Genomic DNA, 24,852 nt, shown 5'->3' on the forward strand with positions numbered 1-24,852 from the left:
TATTACAGCAGCCCTTCTACCGCCTCACGTACCTGAGGTGACCACACGCCGCACTGTACCTGCCCGATGTGCGACAGTTGCAGCAATAGCATCACCAGGCGCGACTGACCGATACCGCCACCGATAGTTTGTGGCATCTCGCCACGCAGCAGTGACTGATGCCATTCCAGCGCCAGGCGATCTTCATCACCGGTCTGTGCCAATTGGCGTTTCAGCGCGCTGGCGTCAACGCGGATCCCCATCGAAGAAAGTTCGAAGGCATCCTGCAGTACCGGGTTCCATACCAGAATATCGCCGTTCAAACCGGCCAGCCCTGCAGCTGCTGGGGTAGTCCAGTCATCATAATCCGGCGCACGCACATCATGTGATTTGCCGTGCGACAGTTTGCCACCAATCCCCATCAGGAATACCGCGCCCAGCTCTTTGGTAATCGCCCGCTCACGACCTTTGGCATCCAGCTCTGGGTAGCGTTGCAGCAGGGTTTCGCTGTGCACAAAATGGATTTGCTCCGGCAGGAAAGGGGTTAAGCCGTATTCGCGGCTCACTTCGCCTTCAGTCGCCTTAATCGCCGCATAAATGCTGCGCACGGTGCTTTCCAGGTAATCCTGGCTGCGTTCGCCATCGCCCATCACCCGCTCCCAGTCCCATTGATCAACGTAGACCGAATGGATGGCGCTCAGACGATCTTCGTCCGGACGCAGTGCTTTCATATGGGTATACAGGCCTTCACCGGCACCGAAATCATAGCTGCCCAGTGTTTTACGTTTCCATTTAGCCAGCGAGTGCACCACTTCGAAAGTGGCATCCGGCAGGGTTTTCACCTTTACCTGTACCGCTTTCTCGCTGCCGGACAGGTTGTCCTGGGTTCCGTCACCCAAACGGCTGAGGATTGGCGCCTGCACTTCAATCAGGCCAAGCTGTTGTTCCAACTGGCGGGAGAAAAAGGATTTAACCAGGCTGATTTGTTGTTGTTTTTGAATAAATTGTTTTTTCATTGCCGTATCTCTTATAAACCTGTCTCGTTGCCAACGATTAAGCAACAGAACGGCACCACAATTCAATATCCGTTAATCAATATTGCCTTTTCACTTTTAATCGTTCATTTTGATGCGGTAATAATTCAACAATCCGCAATTAGTGGGGGATTAAATGGCTGAAAATTATCAGATCGATAATCTCGATCGCGGCATCCTTAATGCCTTGATGGAAAACGCGCGCACACCTTATGCCGAACTGGCGAAGAACTTTGCCGTCAGCCCCGGCACCATTCATGTGCGGGTAGAGAAGATGAAACAGGCCGGTATCATCACCGGTGCGCGGGTAGACGTGAACCCCAAACGCCTGGGTTACGATGTCTGCTGTTTTATCGGCATTATATTAAAGAGTGCCAAAGACTATCCTTCGGCACTGAAAAAGCTCGAAAGCCTGGAGGAAGTGGTTGAGGCCTATTACACCACCGGCCACTACAGTGTTTTCATCAAAGTGATGTGCCGCTCGATAGATGCGCTGCAACAAGTACTTATCAACAAGATCCAGACAATTGACGAGATCCAGTCAACTGAAACCCTGATCTCGCTGCAGAACCCCATCATGCGTACCATCACCCCTTAGCCAACTATTTACTATACCCATATTATCCACAGGTAGATCCCAGCCGATTCACAGCGTACAATGCTGCCACTTTGAGAAGGTTGGGATCATTCATTTCATGGCAGACATTACTCTGATCAGTGGCAGTACGCTTGGCAGTGCCGAGTATGTAGCCGAGCACCTGGCTGAAAAGCTGGAGGCCGCAGGCTTTACTACCGAGACGCTGCACGGCCCTGAATTGGATGAACTGACCCTGTCCGGACGCTGGCTGGTGGTGTCTTCGACCCATGGCGCCGGGGATTTACCGGATAACCTGCAACCGCTGCTGGAACAAATAGAAGAACAGCGTCCTGACTTGTCTCAGGTGCAGTTCGGCGCAGTCGGTTTGGGCAGCTCTGAATACGATACTTTCTGTGGTGCGATCCAACAGATCGACGATCTTCTGATTGCTCGTGGAGCGAAAAGGATCGGCGAACGGCTCGAGATCGACGTGACAGAACACGAAATTCCTGAGGATCCAGCAGAGGAATGGGTGAAAAATTGGATTAATTTACTCTAATTTGTTCAAAGATCACCCGAACGATTGTGGATAACTAAGCTTAAAAGCAGGGTAAAACCGGTAGTTATCCCAATAACAACCTTAGGTCGCTTTTTGTCCTGTGCATAACATGCCATTTAGATCCCAGCTTATAAGCCGTAGGATCACCGATCATTCACAGCTAACGATCCTCCTTAATTAGCTGATCTCAATCGCGAATAATCACTTATCCACAGAAGATCGCGATCCTAATAAGAGATCTAATAAAGAGATCTTTAAATAAAAAGATCTTCTTTTAATTACTCAAGGATCCTGACCACTTGGTCGATCGACTAAACTTGAGTAGAATCCTCCACCCCAGGGCAAACAACGATCGTTCGCAATACGACGAGGTGCAGTTCCATGTTTTATCCAGAGCAATTTGACGTCATCATCATCGGTGGTGGCCATGCCGGTACCGAAGCCGCTATGGCTGCGGCACGTATGGGACGTCAGACTTTATTACTGACTCACAATATCGATACGCTGGGGCAAATGTCTTGCAACCCGGCGATTGGCGGTATTGGTAAGGGGCATCTGGTTAAGGAAATTGATGCACTTGGCGGCCTGATGGCCACGGCGATCGACCATGCGGGCATCCAGTTTAGGATACTAAACGCCAGCAAGGGCCCTGCGGTACGAGCCACCCGAGCTCAGGCTGACCGGGTACTGTATCGTCAAGCGGTACGTACTGCCCTGGAGAACCAGCCCAATCTGATGATCTTCCAGCAACCCGTCGAAGATCTGATCGTCGAAAACGATCGCGTTGTCGGTGCCGTGACCCAAATGGGACTGAAATTCCGCGCCAAGGCGGTGGTACTGACCGTAGGGACCTTCCTGGACGGCAAGATCCACATTGGCCTGGAAAACTACAGCGGTGGCCGTGCCGGAGATCCGCCATCGATCTCGCTTTCACAGCGACTGCGTGAATTGCCTTTGCGTGTTAACCGCCTGAAAACCGGCACACCGCCGCGTATCGATGCCCGCAGCATCGATTTCAGCGTACTGGCACCTCAACACGGTGATACGCCGATCCCGGTGTTCTCGTTCATGGGCAACGCCGGGCAACATCCCGAGCAAATGGCGTGTTACATCACCTACACCAATGAAAAAACCCATGATGTGATCCGTAATAACCTCGATCGCAGCCCGATGTATGCCGGGATCATCGAAGGGATCGGGCCGCGTTACTGCCCGTCGATCGAAGACAAGGTGATGCGTTTTGCCGATCGTAACGCGCACCAGATCTTCCTCGAGCCGGAAGGCCTGACCAGCAATGAAATTTATCCAAACGGCATCTCCACCAGCCTGCCGTTTGACGTACAGATGCAGATCGTTCGTTCGATGGAAGGGATGCAGAATGCCCGAATCATTCGACCTGGCTATGCCATCGAATACGATTTCTTCGATCCTCGTGATTTGAAGCCAACACTGGAAAGCAAATTTATTCAGGGCCTGTTCTTTGCCGGACAGATCAACGGCACTACCGGTTACGAAGAAGCGGCTGCACAGGGCCTGTTGGCCGGCCTGAATGCCGGACGCTACGCCAATGAAGACGAAGGCTGGTCACCACGCCGCGATCAGGCTTATCTGGGCGTGCTGGTGGACGATCTGAGCACCCTGGGTACCAAAGAGCCGTACCGCATGTTCACTTCACGTGCCGAATACCGCCTGATGTTACGTGAAGACAATGCCGATCTGCGCCTGACGGAAAAAGGCCGCGAACTGGGCCTGGTGGACGATGCCCGCTGGGCACGCTTTAGCGAAAAGCTCGAGCACATCGAACAGGAACGTCAGCGCCTGCGCGACATCTGGATGCATCCGCACTCTGAAAACGTCGAGCAGGTGAACGCACTGCTGAAAGCACCGCTGTCGCGTGAGGCTAACGGTGAAGAACTGCTGCGTCGCCCGGAAATGGATTACACCCAACTGACCTCTGTTGCGGCATTTGCACCGCCGCTGGCCGATGTCCAGGCCGCCGAGCAGGTTGAGATCCAGGTAAAATACGAAGGTTATATTGCTCGTCAGCAGGAAGAGATCGAAAAACAGCAGCGCAATGAGAACACCGTGCTGCCGTTGGATCTCGATTACAGCCAAGTTTCTGGTCTGTCGAATGAAGTGATCGCCAAGCTCAATGACCACAAGCCGAATTCGATCGGCCAGGCGTCACGCATTTCTGGCATTACGCCGGCGGCGATCTCAATTCTGCTGATTTGGCTGAAAAAGCAAGGGCTGCTGCGCCGCAGCGCATAAATCCTGTTTTGGGCGACCGTTTGTTTATTTGATAAGCAAACGGCCGCTGACATCGTTTCAAGCCTGAATTATTATGGTCACCTTCTTGGGCAGCCCCTACCTGGCTTGCCGTTGTGCGCCAGTCTAAGGACTCATTGTGCAGAAAAAATTGGATTCGTTGCTCAAAGCGGCAGGCATTACGCTTCCCGATCAGCAAAAACAGCAGCTGTTGGGCTATGTCGGCATGCTGGATAAGTGGAACAAGGCGTATAACCTCACGTCGGTGCGCGATCCGCAGCAAATGCTGGTTCGCCATATTCTCGACAGCATCGTGGTCAACCCGCATCTGCAGGGCAACCGGTTTATCGACGTAGGCACCGGCCCTGGCCTGCCAGGCATTCCACTGGCGATTGTTCGCCCTGATTCCCATTTCACCTTGCTGGACAGCTTGGGCAAGCGTGTACGCTTTCTGCGTCAGGTACAGCATGAACTGGGTTTGACCAATGTTGAGCCGGTTCAGAGCCGCGTCGAGGAGTTCCCTGCCGAGCCACCGTTTGACGGTGTCATCAGCCGTGCCTTCGCCTCGCTGCAGGACATGCTGTCCTGGTGTCATCATTTGCCGGCAAAAGGGCAGGGGCGTTTCTACGCGCTGAAAGGAGTGCGCCCAGACGAAGAGCTGACGCAGTTGCCGGAAGGTATCGAGTTGGAGTCGGTCGTTCGTCTGCAGGTGCCGGAACTTGAAGGTGAACGTCATCTGGTCGTTCTTAAGGCAAACTGAGTTTGTTTTTGATCAAGTAAGCGTGAATTAAAAGATAGTGCCAATAGTTAAAGTAAGCAGGCTAATTAGTCGGTGGTTTTTTTAGTTAATTTACTTTTTATTAACACAAAAATAGCCACCAATTGGCGACAATAGGGTAATTGCAGATCGTAATAGTTGCGTTAGCAACCATAAGTGAAGGATCTTGCTTTGCTGCTAATGTTAATTAGCTGTTGGAATATTATCCCTGAAGCTGTCAATAAAAGGTTTTTAGCGGGTAGACGGATTGTTTTTGAACAGTTAACTTGTAATATTCTGATTTATAATATCTTTTTGATCGCCCGATTTGCTAAAGACGCTTTGGCTGGCCGTGGGCTATAAATCAGAAATAGGTATTATTGTGAGCAACTACACGTTTCTTGCTGTAACGCTGGAATAATCAGACAATTAAATGAGCTCTATTATTCCGACCGTTTTCTTGTGAAAATAGCCTGAAATGGGGAAATTTAAATAATTGTTCACCTTTTCGCTACTTATCGATTGAATTCGTTGGTATGCCCCGTATAATTTGCTCGTTTTTTGCTGCTTGACTCAGAGCAGTAAAGAAAGTTTTATACGTCACTCAGCATACCTCCTCAGGGGTACGGAGAGAACAAACGTCATGTCTGTGTCCCTTTACAGCGGAAAAGTTGCTCGCAAATTGCTGTTTCTGCAGTTAATGACTTTTGTTCTGATCAGCGCTGCTTTCGGTCTGAAAAGCCTGGAATGGAGCGGTTCGGCGCTGGCAGGCGGTCTCGCTGCCTGGTTGCCGAGTACCATGTTTATGCTGTTTGCCTTGCGCCATCAGGCGCAGACGCCGGCACCCGGTCGGGTTGCCTGGTCGTTCGCCATCGGCGAGGGATTAAAGGTCCTGATCACCATAGTTTTGTTGATCGTGGCGCTTGGGGTGTTTAAAGCGGCGTTTATACCGCTTGGCCTGACCTATTTAGCGGTGTTAGTGGTGCAGATAGTGGCACCGGCCGTGATTAACAGTTACCGAACTTAACTAAAAGGGTAAGAGGCATCATGTCTGCATCTGGAGAAAATGGGACTGCAAAGGACTATATCAGCCACCACCTGAATAACCTTCAGTTGGATCTGCGTACTTTTCAGTTAGTTGAACCACACTCTGGTAATCCGACATTCTGGACGTTGAACATTGACTCATTGTTCTTCTCTGTGGTGTTGGGCGCGCTGTTCTTGTTTATCTTCAAGAAAGTAGCCAATACAGCCACCAGCGGTGTACCGGGGAAACTTCAAACTGCCGTCGAACTTATCATGGGCTTCGTCGACAGTAGCGTTCGTGATATGTATCACGGCAAGAGCAAGGTTATTGCTCCGCTGGCGCTGACCGTGTTCGTCTGGGTATTCCTGATGAACATGATGGATCTGTTGCCAATCGACCTGCTGCCGTTTATTGGCGAACATGTGTTTGGTTTGCCGGCGCTGCGTGTTGTTCCTACCGCAGACGTGAGTATTACACTGTCGATGGCGTTGGGCGTATTTATCCTGATTCTGTTCTATAGCATCAAAATGAAAGGTGTTGGTGGGTTCGTTAAAGAGTTGACCATGCAGCCGTTCAACCATCCGTTATTCATTCCAATCAACCTGATTCTTGAAGGTGTCAGCCTGCTGTCCAAGCCTGTTTCACTGGGCCTGCGACTGTTCGGCAACATGTATGCGGGTGAGTTGATCTTCATCCTGATTGCCGGTTTGTTGCCGTGGTGGTCACAGTGGCTTCTGAATGTGCCTTGGGCTATTTTCCACATCCTGATCATTACGCTTCAAGCCTTTATTTTCATGGTTCTGACGATTGTCTATCTCTCGATGGCATCTGAAGAGCACTGATTTTCTTAAAACACTTGTACTTTTAAACTGAAACAAACTGGAGACTGTCATGGAAAACCTGAGTATGGATCTGCTGTACATGGCTGCCGCTGTGATGATGGGTTTAGCGGCAATCGGTGCTGCGATCGGTATCGGCATCCTGGGTGGTAAATTCTTGGAAGGCGCTGCACGTCAGCCTGACCTGATTCCTTTGCTGCGTACACAGTTCTTTATCGTTATGGGTCTGGTTGACGCCATCCCGATGATCGCTGTTGGTCTGGGTCTGTACGTGATGTTTGCTGTCGCGTAAGTAGAGAATTTCTCTACACTGAAACCACACTATTAACTTTTAAAGAGGCATTGTGCTGTGAATCTTAACGCAACAATCCTCGGCCAGGCCATCGCGTTCGTTCTGTTTGTCTGGTTCTGCATGAAGTACGTATGGCCGCCGATCATGGCAGCCATCGAGAAGCGTCAGGGAGAAATTGCTGACGGTCTCGCTTCTGCAGAACGTGCCAAAAAAGATTTGGACTTAGCGCAAGCCAATGCGACCGACCAGCTGAAAACTGCCAAGGCAGAAGCTCAGGTGATCATCGAGCAAGCAAACAAACGCAAAGCTCAGATCATGGATGAAGCGAAAGCCGAAGCCGAGCAGGAACGTAACAAAATCGTGGCGCAGGCTCAGGCTGAGATCGAAGCCGAACGTAAGCGCGCTCGTGAAGAGTTGCGTAAGCAAGTCGCGATGCTGGCAATTGCCGGCGCCGAGAAGATCATCGAACGTTCCGTGGATGAAGCTGCTAACAGCGACATCGTTGATAAACTGGTCGCTGAACTGTAAGGAGGGAGGGGCTGATGTCTGAATTTGTAACTGTAGCTCGCCCCTACGCCAAAGCAGCTTTTGACTTTGCCGTTGAGCATCAAAGCTTGGATCGCTGGCAGGATATGCTGGCGTTTGCGGCTGATGTCACTCGCAATGAACAGATTTCTGAACTGCTGGCTGGTGCTGTCGCACCGGAGACGCTGTCCAGAACGTTCATCGCGGTATGTGGCGAACAACTCGACGAACATGGCCAGAACTTTATCCGTGTAATGGCCGAAAATGGACGTTTACTGGTTCTTCCTGCGGTGCTGCAGCAGTTCATCGAACTGCGCGCCTTGCTGGAATCCACCGTCGAAGTCGACGTGCTCTCTGCGAGCGCACTAAGCGACAAACAGCTGGCTAATATTGCCGCTGCGATGGAAAAGCGTCTGTCACGCAAAGTTAAGCTGAATTGCAAAATTGACAAGTCTGTACTGGCCGGCGTAATTATCCGTGCTGGCGATATGGTGATTGATGGCAGCGTTCGCGGTCGTCTTGAACGCCTGACAGACGTCTTGCAGTCTTAAGGGGACTGGAGCATGCAACTGAATTCCACCGAAATCAGCGAACTGATCAAGCAGCGCATTGCTCAGTTCAATGTGGTGAGCGAAGCTCACAATGAAGGTACTATTGTTTCCGTCAGTGACGGGATCATCCGCGTACACGGTCTGGCCGAAGTTATGCAGGGCGAAATGATCGCACTGCCAGGCAACCGTTACGCAATCGCATTGAACCTGGAGCGCGACTCCGTAGGTGCTGTGGTCATGGGTCCGTACGCGGATCTGGCCGAAGGCATGAAGGTAAAATGTACCGGCCGTATTCTGGAAGTTCCGGTTGGCCGTGGCCTGCTGGGCCGTGTAGTTAACACCCTGGGCGCACCTATCGATGGTAAAGGCCCGGTTGATAACGACGGTTTCTCCCCGGTTGAAGCTATTGCCCCTGGTGTTATCGAGCGTCAGTCCGTAGATCAGCCGGTTCAAACTGGCTACAAATCTGTTGACGCCATGATCCCAATCGGCCGTGGCCAGCGTGAGCTGGTGATCGGTGACCGTCAGACAGGTAAAACTGCCCTGGCGATCGATGCGATCATCAACCAACGCGATTCCGGCATCAAATGTGTTTACGTGGCTATCGGCCAGAAAGCGTCCACCATCGCTAACGTGGTGCGCAAACTGGAAGAGCACGGCGCACTGGCAAACACCATCGTTGTGGTTGCTACCGCGTCTGAATCCGCTGCATTGCAATACCTGGCGCCATATGCCGGTTGTGCGATGGGTGAATACTTCCGTGACCGCGGTGAAGATGCGCTGATTGTTTATGATGACCTGTCCAAACAGGCCGTTGCATACCGTCAGATCTCCCTGCTGCTTCGTCGTCCACCAGGTCGTGAAGCTTACCCAGGCGACGTATTCTATCTCCACTCCCGTTTGCTGGAGCGTGCTGCGCGTGTTAACGCCGAATACGTTGAAGCTTTCACCAAAGGTGAAGTCAAAGGCCAAACCGGTTCACTGACGGCTCTGCCGATCATTGAAACCCAGGCGGGTGACGTTTCCGCGTTCGTTCCGACCAACGTAATCTCGATTACCGATGGTCAGATCTTCCTGGAATCCAACCTGTTTAACTCCGGTATTCGTCCGGCAGTTAACCCGGGTATCTCCGTATCCCGTGTGGGCGGTGCAGCGCAAACCAAGATCATGAAAAAACTGTCCGGTGGTATTCGTACCGCGCTGGCACAGTATCGTGAACTGGCTGCGTTCTCTCAGTTCGCTTCCGATCTGGATGATGCAACCCGCAAACAGCTGAGCCACGGTCAGAAAGTGACCGAGCTGCTGAAACAGAAACAGTATGCGCCGATGTCCGTCGCACAACAGTCTCTGGTGCTGTTTGCCGCAGAACGTGGCTTCCTGAACGACGTTGAAGTCGCGAAAGTCGTGAGCTTCGAAGCCGCGCTGGTTGCTTACGCAGACCGCGAGCATGCCGAGTTGCTGAACCACATCAACCAAACTGGCAATTTCAACGATGAGATCGAGGGCAAGCTGAAAGGCATCCTCGAGACCTTCAAGAAAACCCAGTCCTGGTAACGCTCAGCGGCCTGCAGTTGAAAGACAGCAGGCCGTCTGGCAATGAGGAGAAGCAGACATGGCCGGCGCAAAAGAGATACGTAGTAAGATCGCGAGCGTGCAAAACACGCAAAAGATCACTAAAGCGATGGAAATGGTCGCCGCCTCCAAAATGCGTAAATCGCAGGAACGCATGGCGGCCAGCCGTCCTTATGCAGAGACCATGCGCAAAGTGATTGGTCACCTTGCGTTGGGTAATCTGGAATATAAGCACCCGTACCTGGATGAGCGTGATGTTAAGCGCGTCGGGTATCTGGTGGTGTCTACTGACCGTGGTCTCTGTGGTGGCTTGAACATTAACCTGTTCAAGCGGCTGTTGGCAGAGATGAAAGGCTGGTCCGAAAAAGGTGTCGAAACTGATTTGGCACTGATTGGCTCTAAAGCCGCTTCTTTCTTTGGTTCCGTGGGTGGCAACGTGGTTGCCCAGGTCACCGGCATGGGGGATAACCCTTCCCTGTCGGAGCTGATCGGACCGGTGAAAGTGATGCTGCAAGCCTACGACGAAGGTCGTTTGGACAAGCTGTACATTGTCAGTAACAAATTTATCAATACGATGTCCCAAGAACCACAGATCGTTCAGCTGCTGCCGTTGCCGCCTGCCGAAGACGGTGAGCTGAAGAAAAAATCTTGGGATTACCTGTATGAACCCGATCCAAAAGTGCTGCTTGATACCTTGCTGCGTCGCTATGTGGAATCTCAGGTTTATCAGGGCGTCGTGGAAAACCTGGCCAGCGAGCAGGCCGCACGAATGGTAGCGATGAAAGCCGCAACCGATAACGGCGGTAGCCTGATCAAAGAGCTGCAGTTGGTATACAACAAGGCTCGTCAGGCCAGCATCACTCAGGAACTCACCGAGATCGTTTCGGGAGCCTCCGCGGTTTAAGCTAGGTTTACGAATTACGTAGAGGATTCAAGATGGCTACTGGAAAGATTATCCAGGTAATCGGCGCCGTAGTGGACGTCGAGTTCCCTCAGGATGCCGTACCAAAAGTGTACAACGCTCTTGAGGTAGAAAACGGTGCCAATAAGCTGGTGCTGGAAGTTCAGCAACAGTTGGGCGGTGGCGTGGTTCGCTGTATCGCAATGGGGACCTCTGATGGTCTGCGTCGCGGTCTGAAAGTCACTGACCTGGACCACCCAATTGAAGTACCGGTAGGTAAAGCTACCCTGGGCCGTATCATGAACGTATTGGGTGAACCAATCGACATGAAGGGTGATATCGGCGAAGAAGAACGTTGGGCGATTCACCGTCCGGCGCCAAGCTACGAAGATTTGGCCAACTCCCAGGATCTGCTGGAAACCGGTATCAAGGTAATGGACCTGATCTGCCCGTTCGCCAAGGGGGGTAAAGTCGGTCTGTTCGGTGGTGCGGGTGTGGGTAAAACCGTAAACATGATGGAGCTGATCCGTAACATCGCGATCGAGCACTCCGGTTATTCTGTGTTTGCGGGCGTGGGTGAGCGTACTCGTGAGGGTAACGACTTCTACCACGAAATGAACGACTCCAACGTACTGGACAAAGTATCCCTGGTTTACGGCCAGATGAACGAGCCACCGGGTAACCGTCTGCGCGTTGCTCTGACCGGTCTGACCATGGCTGAGAAATTCCGTGACGAAGGCCGTGACGTTCTGCTGTTCGTTGATAACATCTACCGTTATACCCTGGCCGGTACCGAAGTGTCCGCACTTCTGGGCCGTATGCCATCGGCGGTAGGTTATCAGCCAACGCTGGCGGAAGAGATGGGCGTTCTGCAAGAACGTATCACCTCTACCAAGACCGGTTCAATCACCTCCGTACAGGCCGTTTACGTCCCTGCGGATGACTTGACTGACCCGTCACCAGCCACCACCTTTGCTCACTTGGATGCAACTGTGGTACTGAGCCGTAATATCGCTTCTCTGGGTATCTACCCGGCCGTTGACCCGCTGGATTCCACCAGCCGTCAGCTGGATCCGTTGGTAGTTGGCCAGGAGCACTACGATGTAGCGCGTGGCGTGCAGTCCATTCTGCAACGCTATCAGGAACTGAAGGATATTATCGCAATCCTGGGTATGGACGAGCTGTCTGAAGAAGACAAACTGGTCGTATCCCGTGCGCGTAAAATCCAACGCTTCCTGTCTCAGCCGTTCTTCGTGGCAGAAGTCTTCACCGGTTCTCCGGGCAAGTTCGTATCGCTGAAAGACACCATCCGTGGTTTCAAAGGCATTATGGACGGCGACTATGACCACCTGCCTGAACAAGCGTTCTACATGGTTGGCACCATTGAAGAAGCAGTGGAAAAAGCCAAGAAACTGTAACGTCTTGAGAGGAGGGTGATATGGCTATGACTTACCATCTGGATGTAGTCAGCGCGGAAAAACATATGTTTTCCGGCCTGGTGCAAAAGATCCAGGTGACAGGTAGCGAAGGCGAACTGGGGATTTTCCCTGGTCATGCGCCGCTGCTGACTGCCATCAAGCCTGGCATGGTGCGCATTGTTAAACAACACGGTGAAGAAGAGTTCATCTACCTGTCCGGCGGTATCCTTGAGGTACAACCGAGCGTGGTCACCGTGCTGGCTGACACTGCTATCCGTGGAACGGACCTCGACGAAGCGAGAGCGCTTGAAGCCAAGCGTAAAGCTGAAGAACATATCAGTAGCTCTCATGGCGATGTCGACTATGCTCAGGCATCTGCAGAACTGGCGAAAGCGATCGCAAAACTGCGCGTTATCGAGCTCACCAGAAGATCGATGTAATATTTTGGCGCGTGCATAACGCAGTCAAAATTAAGAAAGCGGCCTATTGGGTCGCTTTTTTTTTGTTTTAAAATAAGCCTGATACCCCGGCAGGCATTGTGAGGTATAACCTTCAATAGCGGCTGGAAATGTCGCCGATCGCCGACAGTTCTCCCCGCGGTCGGGTTAACTGAGCGTTAACTTCGGCGTGCTTAGTGCCCCAAGGCCTGCGCTGGGTTCGTGCAGAGAAATATGTAGTAATATCGTCACTAAAGGGTTCTACTTTCGTCTATTAAAATGGAGTTATCAGGTTGCTTATGTCGAACAGCGCAATGAGTGTGGTGATCCTCGCCGCGGGCAAGGGAACACGCATGTATTCCGATCTTCCCAAGGTGTTACATCCGTTGGCCGGCAAGCCGATGGTGCAGCACGTCATTGATGCCGCGATGAAACTGGGCGCGAAAAACGTCCATCTGGTGTACGGCCATGGCGGCGACTTGCTGAAAAATACCCTGACCGACGGCGCACTGAACTGGGTGCTGCAGGCTGAGCAATTGGGTACCGGCCATGCGATGCAGCAGGCGGCCCCGCATTTTGCCGATGATGAAGACGTGCTGATGCTGTACGGCGACGTCCCGCTGATCTCTGTCGATACTTTGCAGCGTTTGCTGGCCGCGAAGCCACAGGGCGGCATTGGCCTGCTGACGGTGAAGCTGGCTGATCCTAGCGGTTACGGTCGTATCGTACGTGAGAACGACCAGGTGGTGGGGATTGTTGAGCATAAAGATGCCAGCGAAGCCCAGCGCCAAATCAATGAAATCAACACCGGTATCCTGGTGGCCAACGGCCGCGATCTCAAGCGCTGGCTGGGGATGCTGAATAACGAAAATGCACAGGGTGAATTCTACATCACCGATATCATTGCGCTGGCCCATGCCGACGGCAAGAAAATTGAAGCCGTGCATCCGTCACGCCTGAGTGAAGTGGAAGGCGTAAATAACCGTCTGCAACTGTCGCGTCTCGAGCGCATCTATCAGGCAGAACAGTCTGAAAAATTGCTGTTGGCCGGTGTAATGCTGCTGGATCCGGCGCGTTTTGACCTGCGCGGGGAACTTGTGCACGGCCGCGACATCTCTATTGATGCCAACGTCATTATTGAAGGCACAGTCAAGCTCGGGGATCGGGTGAAAATCGGTGCCGGCTGCGTGTTGAAAAACTGCGTGATCGGCGATGACTGCGAAATCAGCCCGTACAGCGTGTTGGAAGATGCCGTGCTGGCAGCGGAATGTACAGTCGGTCCCTTTGCCCGCTTGCGTCCAGGTGCTGAGCTGGCGGTGGGGGCTCACGTTGGCAACTTCGTCGAAATGAAAAAGGCGCGCTTGGGCAAAGGCTCTAAAGCGGGTCATCTGAGCTACCTGGGTGATGCCGAGATTGGCGACGATGTGAATATCGGTGCCGGTACCATCACCTGTAACTACGATGGTGCCAATAAGCATAAAACCATTATCGGCGACGGGGTGTTTGTCGGTTCCGATACCCAACTGGTGGCGCCAGTGTCTGTCGGCAAAGGTTCTACCATTGCCGCAGGCACGACGGTGACCCGTGATATCGGCGAGGACGAACTGGTACTGAGCCGTGTCAAGCAGGTGCATATCCAGGGCTGGCAGCGCCCGGTCAAGAAGAAGTAACCCGTCTGTTTTGCGTTGGGCTCTGCTTGAGAGCCCAATACAAAACATAATAATCCCCAATCTCTACAGGCTCGGGGATGCACGGTAAAAACCGGCAAAATCAGGTCAAGACATCGAAAGCGCCCCGAAAGGCGTTTAATTAGGAATACAACTGATGTGTGGAATTGTAGGCGCAGTAGCGCAACGTGATATTGCAGAGATTCTGTTGGAAGGGTTACGCCGTCTTGAATACCGTGGCTACGACTCAGCCGGTTTGGCGGTGGTGGATGCTGAAGGCAACGTCAGCCGTTTACGCCGCGTAGGCAAAGTCAACAAACTGGCCGAAGCCGCTGAACAACATGAATTGCATGGGGGCACCGGTATTGCTCACACCCGCTGGGCAACGCACGGTGAACCTACCGAAGCTAACGCGCACCCGCATGTTTCTGATTACATTACGGTGGTGCATAACGGCATCATCGAAAACCACGAACCGCTGCGTGAACTGCTGATTGAACGCGGTTACCACTTCAGCTCTGAAACCGACACCGAGGTGATTGCTCACCTGGTGCATTGGGAGCAACGTCAGGGCGGTACTTTACTGGAAGTGGTTCAGCGCGTGATCCCTCAGTTGCGTGGTGCATACGGCACTGTGGTGATGGACAGCCGTGACCCAAGCGTGCTGGTGGCAGCGCGCTCCGGTAGCCCGTTGGTTATCGGCCGTGGCGTGGGTGAAAACTTCCTGGCTTCCGATCAACTGGCGTTATTGCCGGTAACCCGTCGCTTTATCTTCCTGGAAGAAGGTGATGTGGTGGAAATGACTCGCCGCACCGTCAACATTTTCGATAAGCAGGGCAACGCCGTTGAGCGTCCTGAAATCGAATCCCAGGTGCAGTATGACGCCGGTGACAAAGGCGCTTACCGTCACTACATGCAAAAAGAGATCTACGAACAGCCGCTGGCGCTGAAGAACACCCTGGAAGGGCGTTTCAGCCATGGTCAGATCAACCTGAGTGAGTTGGGGCCGCGTGCCGATGAGTTGCTGGCGAAAGTACAGCACGTGCAGATCATTGCCTGTGGGACTTCTTACCACTCCGGCATGGTTGCGCGCTATTGGTTCGAATCTCTGGCTGGCGTGCCTTGCGACGTTGAGATTGCATCCGAATTCCGCTATCGCAAATCTGCCGTGCGTCCGGGCAGTCTGATCATTACGTTGTCGCAGTCCGGTGAAACCGCCGATACGCTGGCGGCACTGCGCCTGTCGAAGGAGCTGGGTTATCTCGGTTCGTTAGCCGTGTGCAACGTGGCCGGTTCTTCACTGGTACGTGAATCCGATCTGGCACTGATGACCAAGGCCGGCACTGAAATCGGTGTTGCCTCCACCAAGGCCTTTACTACCCAGCTTGCGGTGTTGTTGATGCTGGTGGCGCGTTTGGGCCGTCTGAAAGGCATGGCTGAGAGCGTTGAGCATGACATTGTGCACGGCCTGCAGGCGTTGCCGGCACGTATCGAACAGATGCTGTCGATGGATAAGAGCATCGAAGCGCTGGCGGAAGGTTTCTCCGACAAGCATCACGCGTTGTTCCTCGGCCGTGGCGATCAGTACCCAATCGCGATGGAAGGCGCACTGAAGCTCAAAGAGATCTCCTACATTCACGCGGAAGCCTATGCGGCCGGTGAGTTGAAGCACGGCCCGTTGGCGTTGATCGATGCCGATATGCCGGTGATCGTGGTGGCGCCGAACAACGAACTGTTGGAGAAGCTGAAGTCCAACATTGAAGAAGTACGTGCACGTGGTGGCCAACTGTATGTGTTCGCCGATCAGGATGCCGGTTTCGTCAGCAGTGAAGGCATGACGATTATTCCACTGCCGCATGTGGAAGATATCGTGGCACCGATCTTCTACACCGTGCCATTACAGTTGCTGTCTTACCACGTGGCGCTGATCAAAGGCACTGACGTTGACCAGCCGCGCAACCTGGCGAAGTCTGTCACGGTAGAGTAACTCGCTGCTGTTAATCTCTAAAAGCCGGCCACTGCGCCGGCTTTTTTACTATTTTATCTTGTTACTTATCTCTTGCAGCGAGCTTTTCAGATTGCTGATTTCGCGTTGATTATTGTCTTGTTCTTGTAACTTGCGCTGCAGATTCCCGATCTCGCTGTTCTGATTTTGGCTCACTCTCTCCATATCGCTCAGCTTACTTTCCAGTTTCTTAATCGTCTGTTCCTGAAGCCTTAATTGTTCTTTGAAGTTGTTTAAATCTCTTAGCTGATAATTAGAAATGGCATAGCCAGAGGAGTTACTGCTCCAAACGAGGATTTCATCCCTATCGTCTCCCGCTACCTCCTTGAGGCGCTGATATTCATTTGACGCCGTGGCGTTTGCTGAAGCCAGCAAACAAAGGCTAACCGCTGACAAGATAAGTGTTTTTTTCATGGAAGATCCCTTTGCGTGAGCAAGATATTATTGAATGTTTCAGATGAAAGAATAACCTAATCAAGATGTTAATTGCACTATTGGTGCGCTGTAATATAACTGTCATATTTCGTACATTTTACTGTCACCAAACTGTCCTATTTTCCCTCCTGCAGCAATACTTACTCTGATGAAAACGACTTGAAGTCGATTTTTAAATATCCCATTAGGAGGGATTATGAAACTGATGCGTACCACCGTCGCCAGTATTGTGGCAGCGACTTTCTCCCTGACCGCCGTGTCCGCGTTCGCTGCTGCTAGCCTGACCGGTGCAGGTGCGACATTCCCCGCTCCGGTATATGCCAAGTGGGCAGATTCTTATCAGAAAGAAACTGGCAACAAAGTTAACTATCAGGGCATCGGCTCTTCGGGTGGCGTGAAGCAAATCGTCGCCAACACTGTTGACTTTGGTGCTTCTGATGCACCTTTGGCTGATGACAAACTGGCTGCTGATGGCCTGTTCCAGTTCCCTACCGTGATCGGTGGTGTGGTACTGGCAGTTAACATCCCGGGCATCAAATCCGGCCAACTGATCCTGGACGGTAAAACGCTGGGCGATATCTATCTGGGTAACGTGAAGAAGTGGAACGACCCGGCGATCACCAAGCTGAACCCAGGCGTTAAACTGCCGGATCAGAACATTGCCGTTGTGCGTCGTGCTGACGGTTCAGGCACTTCTTTCGTGTTCACCAGCTACCTGTCTAAAGCCAACGCCCAATGGAAAGAGAAAATTGGTGCAGGCTCTACCGTCAACTGGCCAACCGGTCTGGGCGGCAAGGGTAACGACGGTATCGCGGCATTCGTACAACGTCTGCCAGGTTCTATCGGCTACGTAGAATACGCTTACGCCAAGCAGAACAACCTGGCTTACACCAAGCTGATTTCTGCCGACGGCAAAGCGGTTAGCCCGACAGAAGAGAGCTTCAGCGCCGCCGCTAAAGGTGTGGACTGGAGCAAAACCTTCGCACAGGATCTGACTAACCAGAAAGGCGACAACGCCTGGCCAATCACCTCCACCACCTTCATCCTGGTGCACAAAGAGCAGAAAAACCCGGCTCAGGGCACCGAAGTGCTGAAGTTCTTTGACTGGGCGTACAAAACTGGCGCCAAGCAGGCTAATGACCTGGATTACGCCACTCTGCCGAAAGAAGTTGTCGAGCAGGTGCGTGCAGCATGGAAAACCAACGTAAAAGACAGTTCCGGTAAAGCGCTGTACTAACAACGCAGGGGCGCGTGCTAGCACGCGCCCCACTCAGTTTTTCAGGGTCTAACCCATGTTGGGCCTGCCAGGGTTAAAACAGAGAGTGATCTATGGCTGAGTACAAGCCGACCATGAAAGCACCGAGTAAAAATGGTGACGTCATCTTCAGCGCGCTGGTTAAACTGGCAGCGCTGATTACCCTATTGTTGCTGGGCGGCATTATTGTTTCGCTGATCTTCGCCTCCTGGCCAAGCATACAGAAATTCGGTTTCGCCTTCCTGTGGACCAAAGAGTGGGACGCGCCTGCCGAACAGTTTGGTGCTCTGGTACCCATTTACGGAACCGTGGTCACCTCGGTGATTGCACTGATTATTGCTGTTCCCGTCAGCTTTGGTATCGCGTTGTTCCTGACTGAACTGGCGCCAAACTGGTTGCGACGCCCGCTGGGTATCGCCATTGAGTTGCTGGCGGCGATCCCGAGTATCGTTTATGGCATGTGGGGCCTGTTCGTGTTCGCCCCGCTGTTTGCCGAATATTTCCAGACTCCGGTGGGCGACGTGCTGTCCGGTATCCCGATTGTTGGTGAACTGTTCTCCGGCCCGGCGTTTGGTATTGGTATTCTGGCTGCCGGGGTGATCCTGGCGATTATGATCATTCCTTACATCGCCGCCGTGATGCGCGACGTGTTCGAACAGACCCCGGTGATGATGAAAGAGTCGGCTTACGGCATCGGCTGCACCACCTGGGAAGTGATCTGGCGAATTGTGCTACCGTTTACCAAGAATGGTGTGATTGGCGGTGTGATGCTGGGGCTGGGCCGTGCGCTGGGGGAAACCATGGCGGTGACCTTCATCATCGGTAATACCTATCAGCTCACCAGTGCCTCGTTGTATATGCCGGGCAACAGTATCACCTCTGCACTGGCCAACGAATTTGCCGAAGCCGAATCTGGGGTGCATACCGCCGCGTTGATGGAACTGGGGCTGATTCTGTTTGTTATCACCTTTATCGTGCTGGCGCTGTCGAAGTTGATGGTCATGCGTCTGGCCAAGAATGAGGGGCGCTAAGGTGGCGACTATGGAAATGCAAAACGACCAGGCGCTGCTGGAAAGCCGCCGTAAAATGCAGGCCTGGCGCCGTCAGAAAAACCGACTGGCGCTGTTTATGTCGATGGCGACCATGGCGTTCGGCCTGTTCTGGCTGGTGTGGATCTTGTTCTCCACCATCACCAAAGGCATAGACGGCATGTCGCTGGCGCTGTTCACCGAAATGACCCCGCCGCCGAACACCGCGGGGGGTGGCCTGGCTAACGCCATCGCCGGTAGCGGGCTGTTGATCATGTGGGCAACGGTATTCGGTACGCCGCTGGGCATCATGGCCGGCATCTATCTGGCGGAATACGGCCGTAAATCCTGGCTGGCGGAAGTGATCCGTTTTATTAACGACATATTGTTATCGGCACCGTCGATCGTCGTGGGCCTGTTCGTTTACACCATCGTGGTGGCGAAGATGCAGCATTTCTCCGGTTGGGCCGGGATCATCGCCTTGGCGCTGTTACAGGTGCCGATCGTGATTCGTACCACTGAAAACATGCTCAAGCTGGTGCCGGATACGCTGCGTGAGGCCGCTTACGCGCTGGGGACGCCGAAATGGCGCATGATTTCCGCCATCACGCTGAAAGCCTCGGTGTCCGGCATTATCACCGGCGTGCTGCTGGCGATTGCACGTATTGCCGGGGAAACCGCACCGTTGCTGTTTACCTCGCTGTCGAATCAGTTCTGGAGCACCGACCTGATGCAGCCGATCGCCAACCTGCCGGTGACCATTTTCAAATTCGCCATGAGCCCATTCGCCGAATGGCAAGAACTGGCCTGGGCAGGGGTGCTGTTGATTACCCTGTGTGTACTGCTACTGAATATCTTGGCGCGTGTGGTTTTCGCCAAGCAAAAGCATTCATAAAATTTTGAGCGCGGCCATGGCGGCGCTGATGAAAAGAGAGAAGTCTTGATGAGTATGGTTAACGACGCTTCCAGCAGCAAAATTCAGGTACGCGATCTGAACTTCTACTATGGCAAATTCCATGCGCTGAAAAACATCACGCTGGATATCGCCAAGAACAAGGTCACTGCGTTTATCGGCCCATCCGGTTGTGGTAAATCAACCCTGCTGCGCACTTTCAACAAGATGTATCAGTTATACCCTGAGCAGCGTGCCGAAGGCGGCATCCTGCTTGATGGGCAGAACATCCTGACCGACAACTCGGATATCGCCCTGCTGCGTGCCAAGGTTGGTATGGTGTTCCAGAAGCCGACACCGTTCCCAATGTCGATTTACGACAATATCGCCTTTGGCGTGCGTCTGTTTGAAAAGTTGTCGCGTGCCGATATGGATGAGCGTGTGCAGTGGGCCTTAACCAAGGCTGCACTGTGGAACGAAACCAAGGACAAGCTGCAACAGAGCGGTTACAGCCTGTCCGGCGGCCAGCAGCAGCGTCTGTGTATCGCCCGCGGCATCGCTATTCGTCCGGACGTATTACTGCTGGATGAACCTTGCTCGGCGCTGGATCCGATTTCCACCGGCAAGATTGAAGAGCTGATCAGCGAGCTGAAGTCTGACTACACCGTGGTGATCGTAACCCACAACATGCAGCAGGCTGCGCGTTGTTCCGACTCCACGGCATTTATGTATCTGGGCGAACTGATCGAGTTCAGTGATACTGATACCCTGTTCACTGCGCCGCAGAAAAAACAGACCGAAGACTACATCACTGGCCGTTATGGTTGATAGGATGCATCATGGATAACCTGAATTTAAATAAACACATTTCCGGCCAGTTCAACGCAGAACTTGAGCACATCCGCACCCAGGTGTTGACCATGGGCGGGCTGGTGGAACAGCAACTGACTGACGCCATTACCGCGATGCATAACCAGGACGGTGAATTGGCCAAGCGCGTAATTGAAGGCGACGCCAAGGTCAATATGATGGAAGTGGCGATCGACGAAGCCTGCGTGCGGATCATTGCCAAACGTCAGCCGACCGCCAGCGACCTGCGCCTGGTGATGGCGATTATCAAGACCATTTCCGAGCTGGAACGTATCGGCGACGTGGCGGATAAAATCTGCCGCACCGCGCTGGAGAAGTTCTCGCATCAGCACCAGCCGTTGTTGGTGAGCCTGGAGTCGCTGGGCCGTCATACCGTGCAGATGCTGCATGATGTGCTGGATGCGTTCGCGCGTATGGATCTGGATGAAGCGATCCGAATTTACCGTGAAGACAGAAAGGTCGATCAGGAGTATGAAGGCATCGTGCGTCAGTTGATGACCTACATGATGGAAGACACACGCACTATTCCCAGCGTGCTGACTGCGTTGTTCTGTGCCCGTTCTATCGAGCGTATCGGTGACCGTTGCCAGAACATCTGTGAGTTTATCTTCTACTTCGTGAAGGGTCAGGACTTCCGTCATATCGGTGGCGATGCGCTGGAAAAGCTGCTGTCGTCCGACGGTAAAGACGAAGAAAAAGAGTAACCTTCCCCCAGCGTGACCTCATAAAGGCGCAGGAAACTGCGCCTTTATGCTATTTAAAACCCCTAAATACAAAAAGGTTATAAATATAGCTTTTTATATTATTTCCTGACCTAAGTGGGACTTGCTAGCGTAGCAATCAGCAGGACATCAACCCTTTAGGAGCAACTCATGAAACATCGCGTTTTGGCTTTAACGTTGTTAGCCAGCCTGACCAGCCTCGCCACCGGTGCCGCGCATGCGGATAAACTCGACGATATCAAGAAAGCCGGTGTAGTGCGTATCGCGGTGTTCGACAGCAATCCGCCGTTCGGTTATATCGATCCGCAAAGCAAAAAGCTGGTGGGTTATGACGTTGATGTGGCCGATGCGATTGGCAAGGCGTTGGGCGTGAAGGTGGAGCTGCGAGCCACCAACCCGGCCAACCGCATTCCTTTGCTGGTAGCGAAAAAGGTCGATTTGATCGCCGCCAACTTCACCATTACTGACGAGCGCGCCAAGGAAGTGAACTTCAGCGTGCCGTACTTCGCGACCGGCCAGAAATTTATTGCCCATAAAGGCGTGCTGAAAACCCCGGAAGATATCAAAAAGCTGCGTATCGGTGCGGACAAAGGCACTGTGCAGGAAATTACCCTGCGTGAACATTACCCGACGGCCAAAGTGATCTCTTACGACGACACTCCACTGGCGTTCGTGGCGCTGCGCAACGGTAACGTGCAGGCGATCACCCAGGATGACGCCAAGCTGGTGGGCCTGCTCGGTAATCTGCCGGCGGCACAGAAAGCGGACTTCGAAATCTCGCCGTTCAGTATCACCAAAGAGTACCAGGGGGTGGGTATTCCCAAAGGTGAAGATCGCCTGACTGCCAGCGTTAATGACACCTTGATCAAGCTGGAAAAAGACGGTGAAGCGGCGAAGATCTACAATCGCTGGTTTGGCCCGGAAACCAAAACCGCGCAGCCGCGTGGCGACTTCAAAATCGCGCCTTTGGATCAACAGCCGAAGGCCTGATTTGCACGGGGCTGAAATCTGTTTGGAGGGGCGCAGCTTGCTGCGCCCCTGACGCATTTTTCAAGACAAGGATTGACCATGGATCTGGACTGGCTGCTGGCGCCACAATACCTAAGCTGGCTGTGGCGGGGTTTCCTGCTGACGTTGTGGCTTTCCGCCTGCGCGAGCCTGGCCGCCACGCTGTTGGGCTTTTTACTGACCGCCATGCGTGACAGCCGCCTGTGGACACTGCGCTGGTTGGCGGTGGGGTATAGCTCGTTGTTTCGCAACACGCCGTTGCTGGTGCAGCTGTTCTTTTGGTATTTCGCCGCCGGGCAGATCCTGCCTTCTGCCGCCATGCAGTGGCTCAACACTTCACATCAGCTAGGCCCATTGGCGTGGCCGTCGTTTGAATTTCTTGCCGGTTTCTTCGGCCTGACGCTGTATTCCAGTGCTTTTATTGCTGAAGAGATCCGCTCCGGCATCCGTGGCGTTGCCGATGGGCAAAAATATGCGGCCAACGCACTGGGGTTAACCGGCTGGCAGGCGATGCGTTACGTGATATTGCCGCAGGCGCTGAAAATCGCCATGCCGCCGCTGTTGGGCCAGTATATGAATGTGATCAAAAACTCCTCATTGACCATGGCGATCGGCGTTGCCGAATTGTCCTACGCTTCGCGCCAGGTGGAGACCGAGACGTTACGCACCTTCCAGGCGTTTGGCGTGGCGACGGTGCTGTATATTGCCATCATTGCCCTGCTGGAAGGTTGGGGCATGTGGCGACAGCAGCGTAAACCGCTGAGAGGGCATTAAGATGGATTTCAGCGTTATTTACGACAACCTGGGCTATCTGCTGTGGGGCACCTGGCCGGACGGGCCGCTGGGGGGCGCAGCGCTGACGCTGGCAATCAGCCTGATGGCCGGCGTGGCCTCGGCCATTCTCGGCACGCTGCTGGGTGTGGCGTTGGCGATGTCGCGCGGTGTGGCGGCGGGATTACTGGCGATGCTGTTGGGTTTTTTCCGCGCCATCCCGGTGATCATGCTGATTTTTTGGACCTATTTCCTGCTGCCAATCGTTTTTGGCGTGGATATTCCGGAAATCACCACCGTAGTTTGTGCGCTGGCGCTGATCGCCTCGGCCTATCTGGCGCATGCGGTGAAGGCGGGAATTATCGCTATTGGCCCCGGCCAGTGGCAGGCGGGTTTGTCTCTGGGATTGACCCGTTGGCAAACGCTACGGATGATCGTGCTGCCGCAGGCATTGCGCATGATGGTGCCTTCGTTTATCAACCAGTGGATTTCGTTAATCAAGGATACGTCGCTGGCCTATATCGTCGGCGTGGGTGAGCTAACCTTCCTGGCGACCCAGGTCAACAACCGCAGCATGGTGTACCCGATGGAAGTCTTCCTGTTTATCGCTCTGGTGTACTTTGTGTTCTGTCTGGCGCTGGATCTGCTGGCCAATGCGGTCAATCGCCGCTTTAGCCCGCAGACCCGGGCGTTGAAACGCTCATGGCGCTGGTGGCGCAACAAACCGCCGTTACCGGCTAGTTAGTCAGTTGCCAGCCGCGTTCACGCCATAGGGCCGGTAATTGCGCCAAATCGTCGAATGCGGTGACCAGCGGGTGGTCGATCGGTTGGTTGTGCGGATCGGCGCAGAAGTAAAATACCGGGATCCCGGCGGCGATCCCTGCCTGCGCACCGGCAGCGGAATCGTCCACCAGGATGCAACGTTCCACCGGGACCTGCATTTTTTCGGCGGCGTGAAACACAATAGCCGGGTCCGGTTTCCAGCGCTGAATGTCATAGCCGCTGAACAACCGGTCATCAAAATAGTGCAGCATGTCGGTCAGACCGAGCGAGTGCTGCATTTTGCTGACCGGGCCGTTAGACACGGTACACATTGGCACTGCCACCTGCGCCAACAGCTCGCGCGCACCGGCAATCTGCTGCAGTTCGCTGTCGAACAGGCGAGCCACTTCCTGGCGGTATAAGGGTTCCAGCTCTTCCTTCGACAGCGTTGTGCGGTGCTCCAGATTAACCTGGTCGATAATCTCGTACAGCTTCACCCCTTTGTATTTTCTGAACACCTCGTCCAGTGACAGTTGAATGCCATAATGGGCAAACATGTGTACATAGGCTTTGCTGCACAGCACTTCGCTGTCTACCAGCGTGCCGTCGCAATCAAACAAAATACAGTCAATCTGGTTCATCCGGGGCAATGTCCTTAGGTTAAGCGGCGATAATGCCACTTTAACCGCATCAGGCAGGAT

The 24,852-nt window shown here is 53.3% G+C and carries 26 protein-coding genes; 23 read left to right on the plus strand and 3 right to left on the minus strand.

From position 1 onward, the window contains the following. Positions 1–2: 2 nt before the first annotated feature. Positions 3–995, minus strand: coding sequence for an aspartate--ammonia ligase (gene asnA / locus E5C26_RS00060; RefSeq protein WP_135314547.1), 993 nt, complete (start codon positions 993–995; stop codon positions 3–5). A gap of 154 nt (positions 996–1,149) precedes the next feature. On the opposite strand from asnA, the gene asnC reads away from it, so the two are divergent. The 15 genes from asnC to glmS all read left to right on the plus strand — a co-directional run bounded on the left by asnC (position 1,150) and on the right by glmS (position 16,390). Continuing rightward, positions 1,150–1,611 carry a transcriptional regulator AsnC gene (gene asnC, locus E5C26_RS00065; RefSeq protein WP_004950461.1) on the plus strand — a complete coding sequence of 154 codons (462 nt, stop codon included), beginning with the start codon at positions 1,150–1,152 and terminating at the stop codon, positions 1,609–1,611. 97 nt (positions 1,612–1,708) lie between these two features. Beyond that, positions 1,709–2,149: an FMN-binding protein MioC gene (mioC, locus tag E5C26_RS00070; RefSeq protein WP_135314548.1), complete on the plus strand. Its 441-nt coding sequence runs from the start codon at positions 1,709–1,711 to the stop codon at positions 2,147–2,149. 381 nt (positions 2,150–2,530) lie between these two features. Beyond that, entirely contained in the window at positions 2,531–4,420 is a 1,890-nt protein-coding gene (mnmG, locus tag E5C26_RS00075) for a tRNA uridine-5-carboxymethylaminomethyl(34) synthesis enzyme MnmG (protein ID WP_135314549.1), read from the plus strand. Between the two features lie 136 nt (positions 4,421–4,556). Next, positions 4,557–5,177, plus strand: coding sequence for a 16S rRNA (guanine(527)-N(7))-methyltransferase RsmG (gene rsmG / locus E5C26_RS00080; protein WP_135314550.1), 621 nt, complete (start codon positions 4,557–4,559; stop codon positions 5,175–5,177). A gap of 640 nt (positions 5,178–5,817) precedes the next feature. Further along, entirely contained in the window at positions 5,818–6,201 is a 384-nt protein-coding gene (gene atpI / locus E5C26_RS00085) for a F0F1 ATP synthase subunit I (protein ID WP_037421253.1), read from the plus strand. Between the two features lie 20 nt (positions 6,202–6,221). After that, complete coding sequence (gene atpB / locus E5C26_RS00090; protein ID WP_135314551.1) at positions 6,222–7,043, plus strand: F0F1 ATP synthase subunit A; 822 nt, start codon at positions 6,222–6,224, stop codon at positions 7,041–7,043. A 49-nt stretch (positions 7,044–7,092) separates the two neighbouring features. After that, the gene (atpE, locus tag E5C26_RS00095; RefSeq protein WP_004093904.1) at positions 7,093–7,332 is read left to right on the plus strand and encodes a F0F1 ATP synthase subunit C; all 240 of its coding nucleotides are present in this window, start codon (positions 7,093–7,095) and stop codon (positions 7,330–7,332) included. A gap of 57 nt (positions 7,333–7,389) precedes the next feature. Further along, positions 7,390–7,860 (plus strand): F0F1 ATP synthase subunit B, encoded by a 471-nt coding sequence (gene atpF / locus E5C26_RS00100; protein ID WP_004950476.1) that lies wholly within the window; start codon positions 7,390–7,392, stop codon positions 7,858–7,860. A gap of 14 nt (positions 7,861–7,874) precedes the next feature. Then, the gene (atpH, locus tag E5C26_RS00105; protein ID WP_135314552.1) at positions 7,875–8,408 is read left to right on the plus strand and encodes a F0F1 ATP synthase subunit delta; all 534 of its coding nucleotides are present in this window, start codon (positions 7,875–7,877) and stop codon (positions 8,406–8,408) included. Positions 8,409–8,420: 12 nt separating this feature from the next. After that, positions 8,421–9,962 carry a F0F1 ATP synthase subunit alpha gene (gene atpA / locus E5C26_RS00110; RefSeq protein WP_012004483.1) on the plus strand — a complete coding sequence of 514 codons (1,542 nt, stop codon included), beginning with the start codon at positions 8,421–8,423 and terminating at the stop codon, positions 9,960–9,962. A gap of 58 nt (positions 9,963–10,020) precedes the next feature. Further along, entirely contained in the window at positions 10,021–10,884 is an 864-nt protein-coding gene (gene atpG / locus E5C26_RS00115) for a F0F1 ATP synthase subunit gamma (protein ID WP_012004484.1), read from the plus strand. Positions 10,885–10,916: 32 nt separating this feature from the next. Then, entirely contained in the window at positions 10,917–12,299 is a 1,383-nt protein-coding gene (gene atpD, locus E5C26_RS00120; RefSeq protein WP_012004485.1) for a F0F1 ATP synthase subunit beta, read from the plus strand. Positions 12,300–12,319: 20 nt separating this feature from the next. Then, on the plus strand, positions 12,320–12,739 hold the full coding sequence (locus E5C26_RS00125) for a F0F1 ATP synthase subunit epsilon (protein WP_004950490.1): 420 nt from the start codon (positions 12,320–12,322) through the stop codon (positions 12,737–12,739). 296 nt (positions 12,740–13,035) lie between these two features. Then, positions 13,036–14,406 carry a bifunctional UDP-N-acetylglucosamine diphosphorylase/glucosamine-1-phosphate N-acetyltransferase GlmU gene (gene glmU / locus E5C26_RS00130; RefSeq protein ID WP_135314553.1) on the plus strand — a complete coding sequence of 457 codons (1,371 nt, stop codon included), beginning with the start codon at positions 13,036–13,038 and terminating at the stop codon, positions 14,404–14,406. 154 nt (positions 14,407–14,560) lie between these two features. After that, complete coding sequence (glmS, locus tag E5C26_RS00135; RefSeq protein WP_135314554.1) at positions 14,561–16,390, plus strand: glutamine--fructose-6-phosphate transaminase (isomerizing); 1,830 nt, start codon at positions 14,561–14,563, stop codon at positions 16,388–16,390. Between the two features lie 48 nt (positions 16,391–16,438). Here glmS and E5C26_RS00140 read toward each other — a convergent pair whose 3' ends face one another. After that, complete coding sequence (locus E5C26_RS00140; protein ID WP_135314555.1) at positions 16,439–16,822, minus strand: hypothetical protein; 384 nt, start codon at positions 16,820–16,822, stop codon at positions 16,439–16,441. 217 nt (positions 16,823–17,039) lie between these two features. Between E5C26_RS00140 and pstS the strand changes: the two genes are divergently transcribed. The 8 genes from pstS (at position 17,040) to E5C26_RS00180 (ending at position 24,134) form a co-directional block, all read left to right on the plus strand. Beyond that, complete coding sequence (gene pstS, locus E5C26_RS00145; RefSeq protein ID WP_135314556.1) at positions 17,040–18,080, plus strand: phosphate ABC transporter substrate-binding protein PstS; 1,041 nt, start codon at positions 17,040–17,042, stop codon at positions 18,078–18,080. A 92-nt stretch (positions 18,081–18,172) separates the two neighbouring features. Further along, on the plus strand, positions 18,173–19,129 hold the full coding sequence (gene pstC, locus E5C26_RS00150; RefSeq protein ID WP_135314557.1) for a phosphate ABC transporter permease PstC: 957 nt from the start codon (positions 18,173–18,175) through the stop codon (positions 19,127–19,129). 1 nt (position 19,130) lies between these two features. Beyond that, entirely contained in the window at positions 19,131–20,021 is an 891-nt protein-coding gene (gene pstA, locus E5C26_RS00155; RefSeq protein WP_135314558.1) for a phosphate ABC transporter permease PstA, read from the plus strand. Between the two features lie 48 nt (positions 20,022–20,069). Continuing rightward, complete coding sequence (gene pstB, locus E5C26_RS00160; RefSeq protein ID WP_135314559.1) at positions 20,070–20,846, plus strand: phosphate ABC transporter ATP-binding protein PstB; 777 nt, start codon at positions 20,070–20,072, stop codon at positions 20,844–20,846. An 11-nt stretch (positions 20,847–20,857) separates the two neighbouring features. Beyond that, positions 20,858–21,592: a phosphate signaling complex protein PhoU gene (gene phoU / locus E5C26_RS00165; RefSeq protein WP_012004492.1), complete on the plus strand. Its 735-nt coding sequence runs from the start codon at positions 20,858–20,860 to the stop codon at positions 21,590–21,592. A 168-nt stretch (positions 21,593–21,760) separates the two neighbouring features. Next, positions 21,761–22,600, plus strand: coding sequence for an ABC transporter substrate-binding protein (locus E5C26_RS00170; RefSeq protein WP_135314560.1), 840 nt, complete (start codon positions 21,761–21,763; stop codon positions 22,598–22,600). A 78-nt stretch (positions 22,601–22,678) separates the two neighbouring features. Then, positions 22,679–23,392, plus strand: coding sequence for an amino acid ABC transporter permease (locus E5C26_RS00175; protein WP_135314561.1), 714 nt, complete (start codon positions 22,679–22,681; stop codon positions 23,390–23,392). 1 nt (position 23,393) lies between these two features. After that, positions 23,394–24,134: an amino acid ABC transporter permease gene (locus E5C26_RS00180; RefSeq protein WP_135314562.1), complete on the plus strand. Its 741-nt coding sequence runs from the start codon at positions 23,394–23,396 to the stop codon at positions 24,132–24,134. Here the strand turns inward: E5C26_RS00180 and yieH are convergent. After that, positions 24,127–24,792, minus strand: a complete 666-nt coding sequence (gene yieH / locus E5C26_RS00185; RefSeq protein WP_135314563.1) for a 6-phosphogluconate phosphatase — start codon at positions 24,790–24,792, stop codon at positions 24,127–24,129. The genes E5C26_RS00180 and yieH overlap by 8 nt on opposite strands. Positions 24,793–24,852: the final 60 nt, after the last annotated feature.

Source organism: Serratia proteamaculans, from assembly GCF_004684015.1.
Taxonomy (GTDB): domain Bacteria; phylum Pseudomonadota; class Gammaproteobacteria; order Enterobacterales; family Enterobacteriaceae; genus Serratia; species Serratia proteamaculans_F.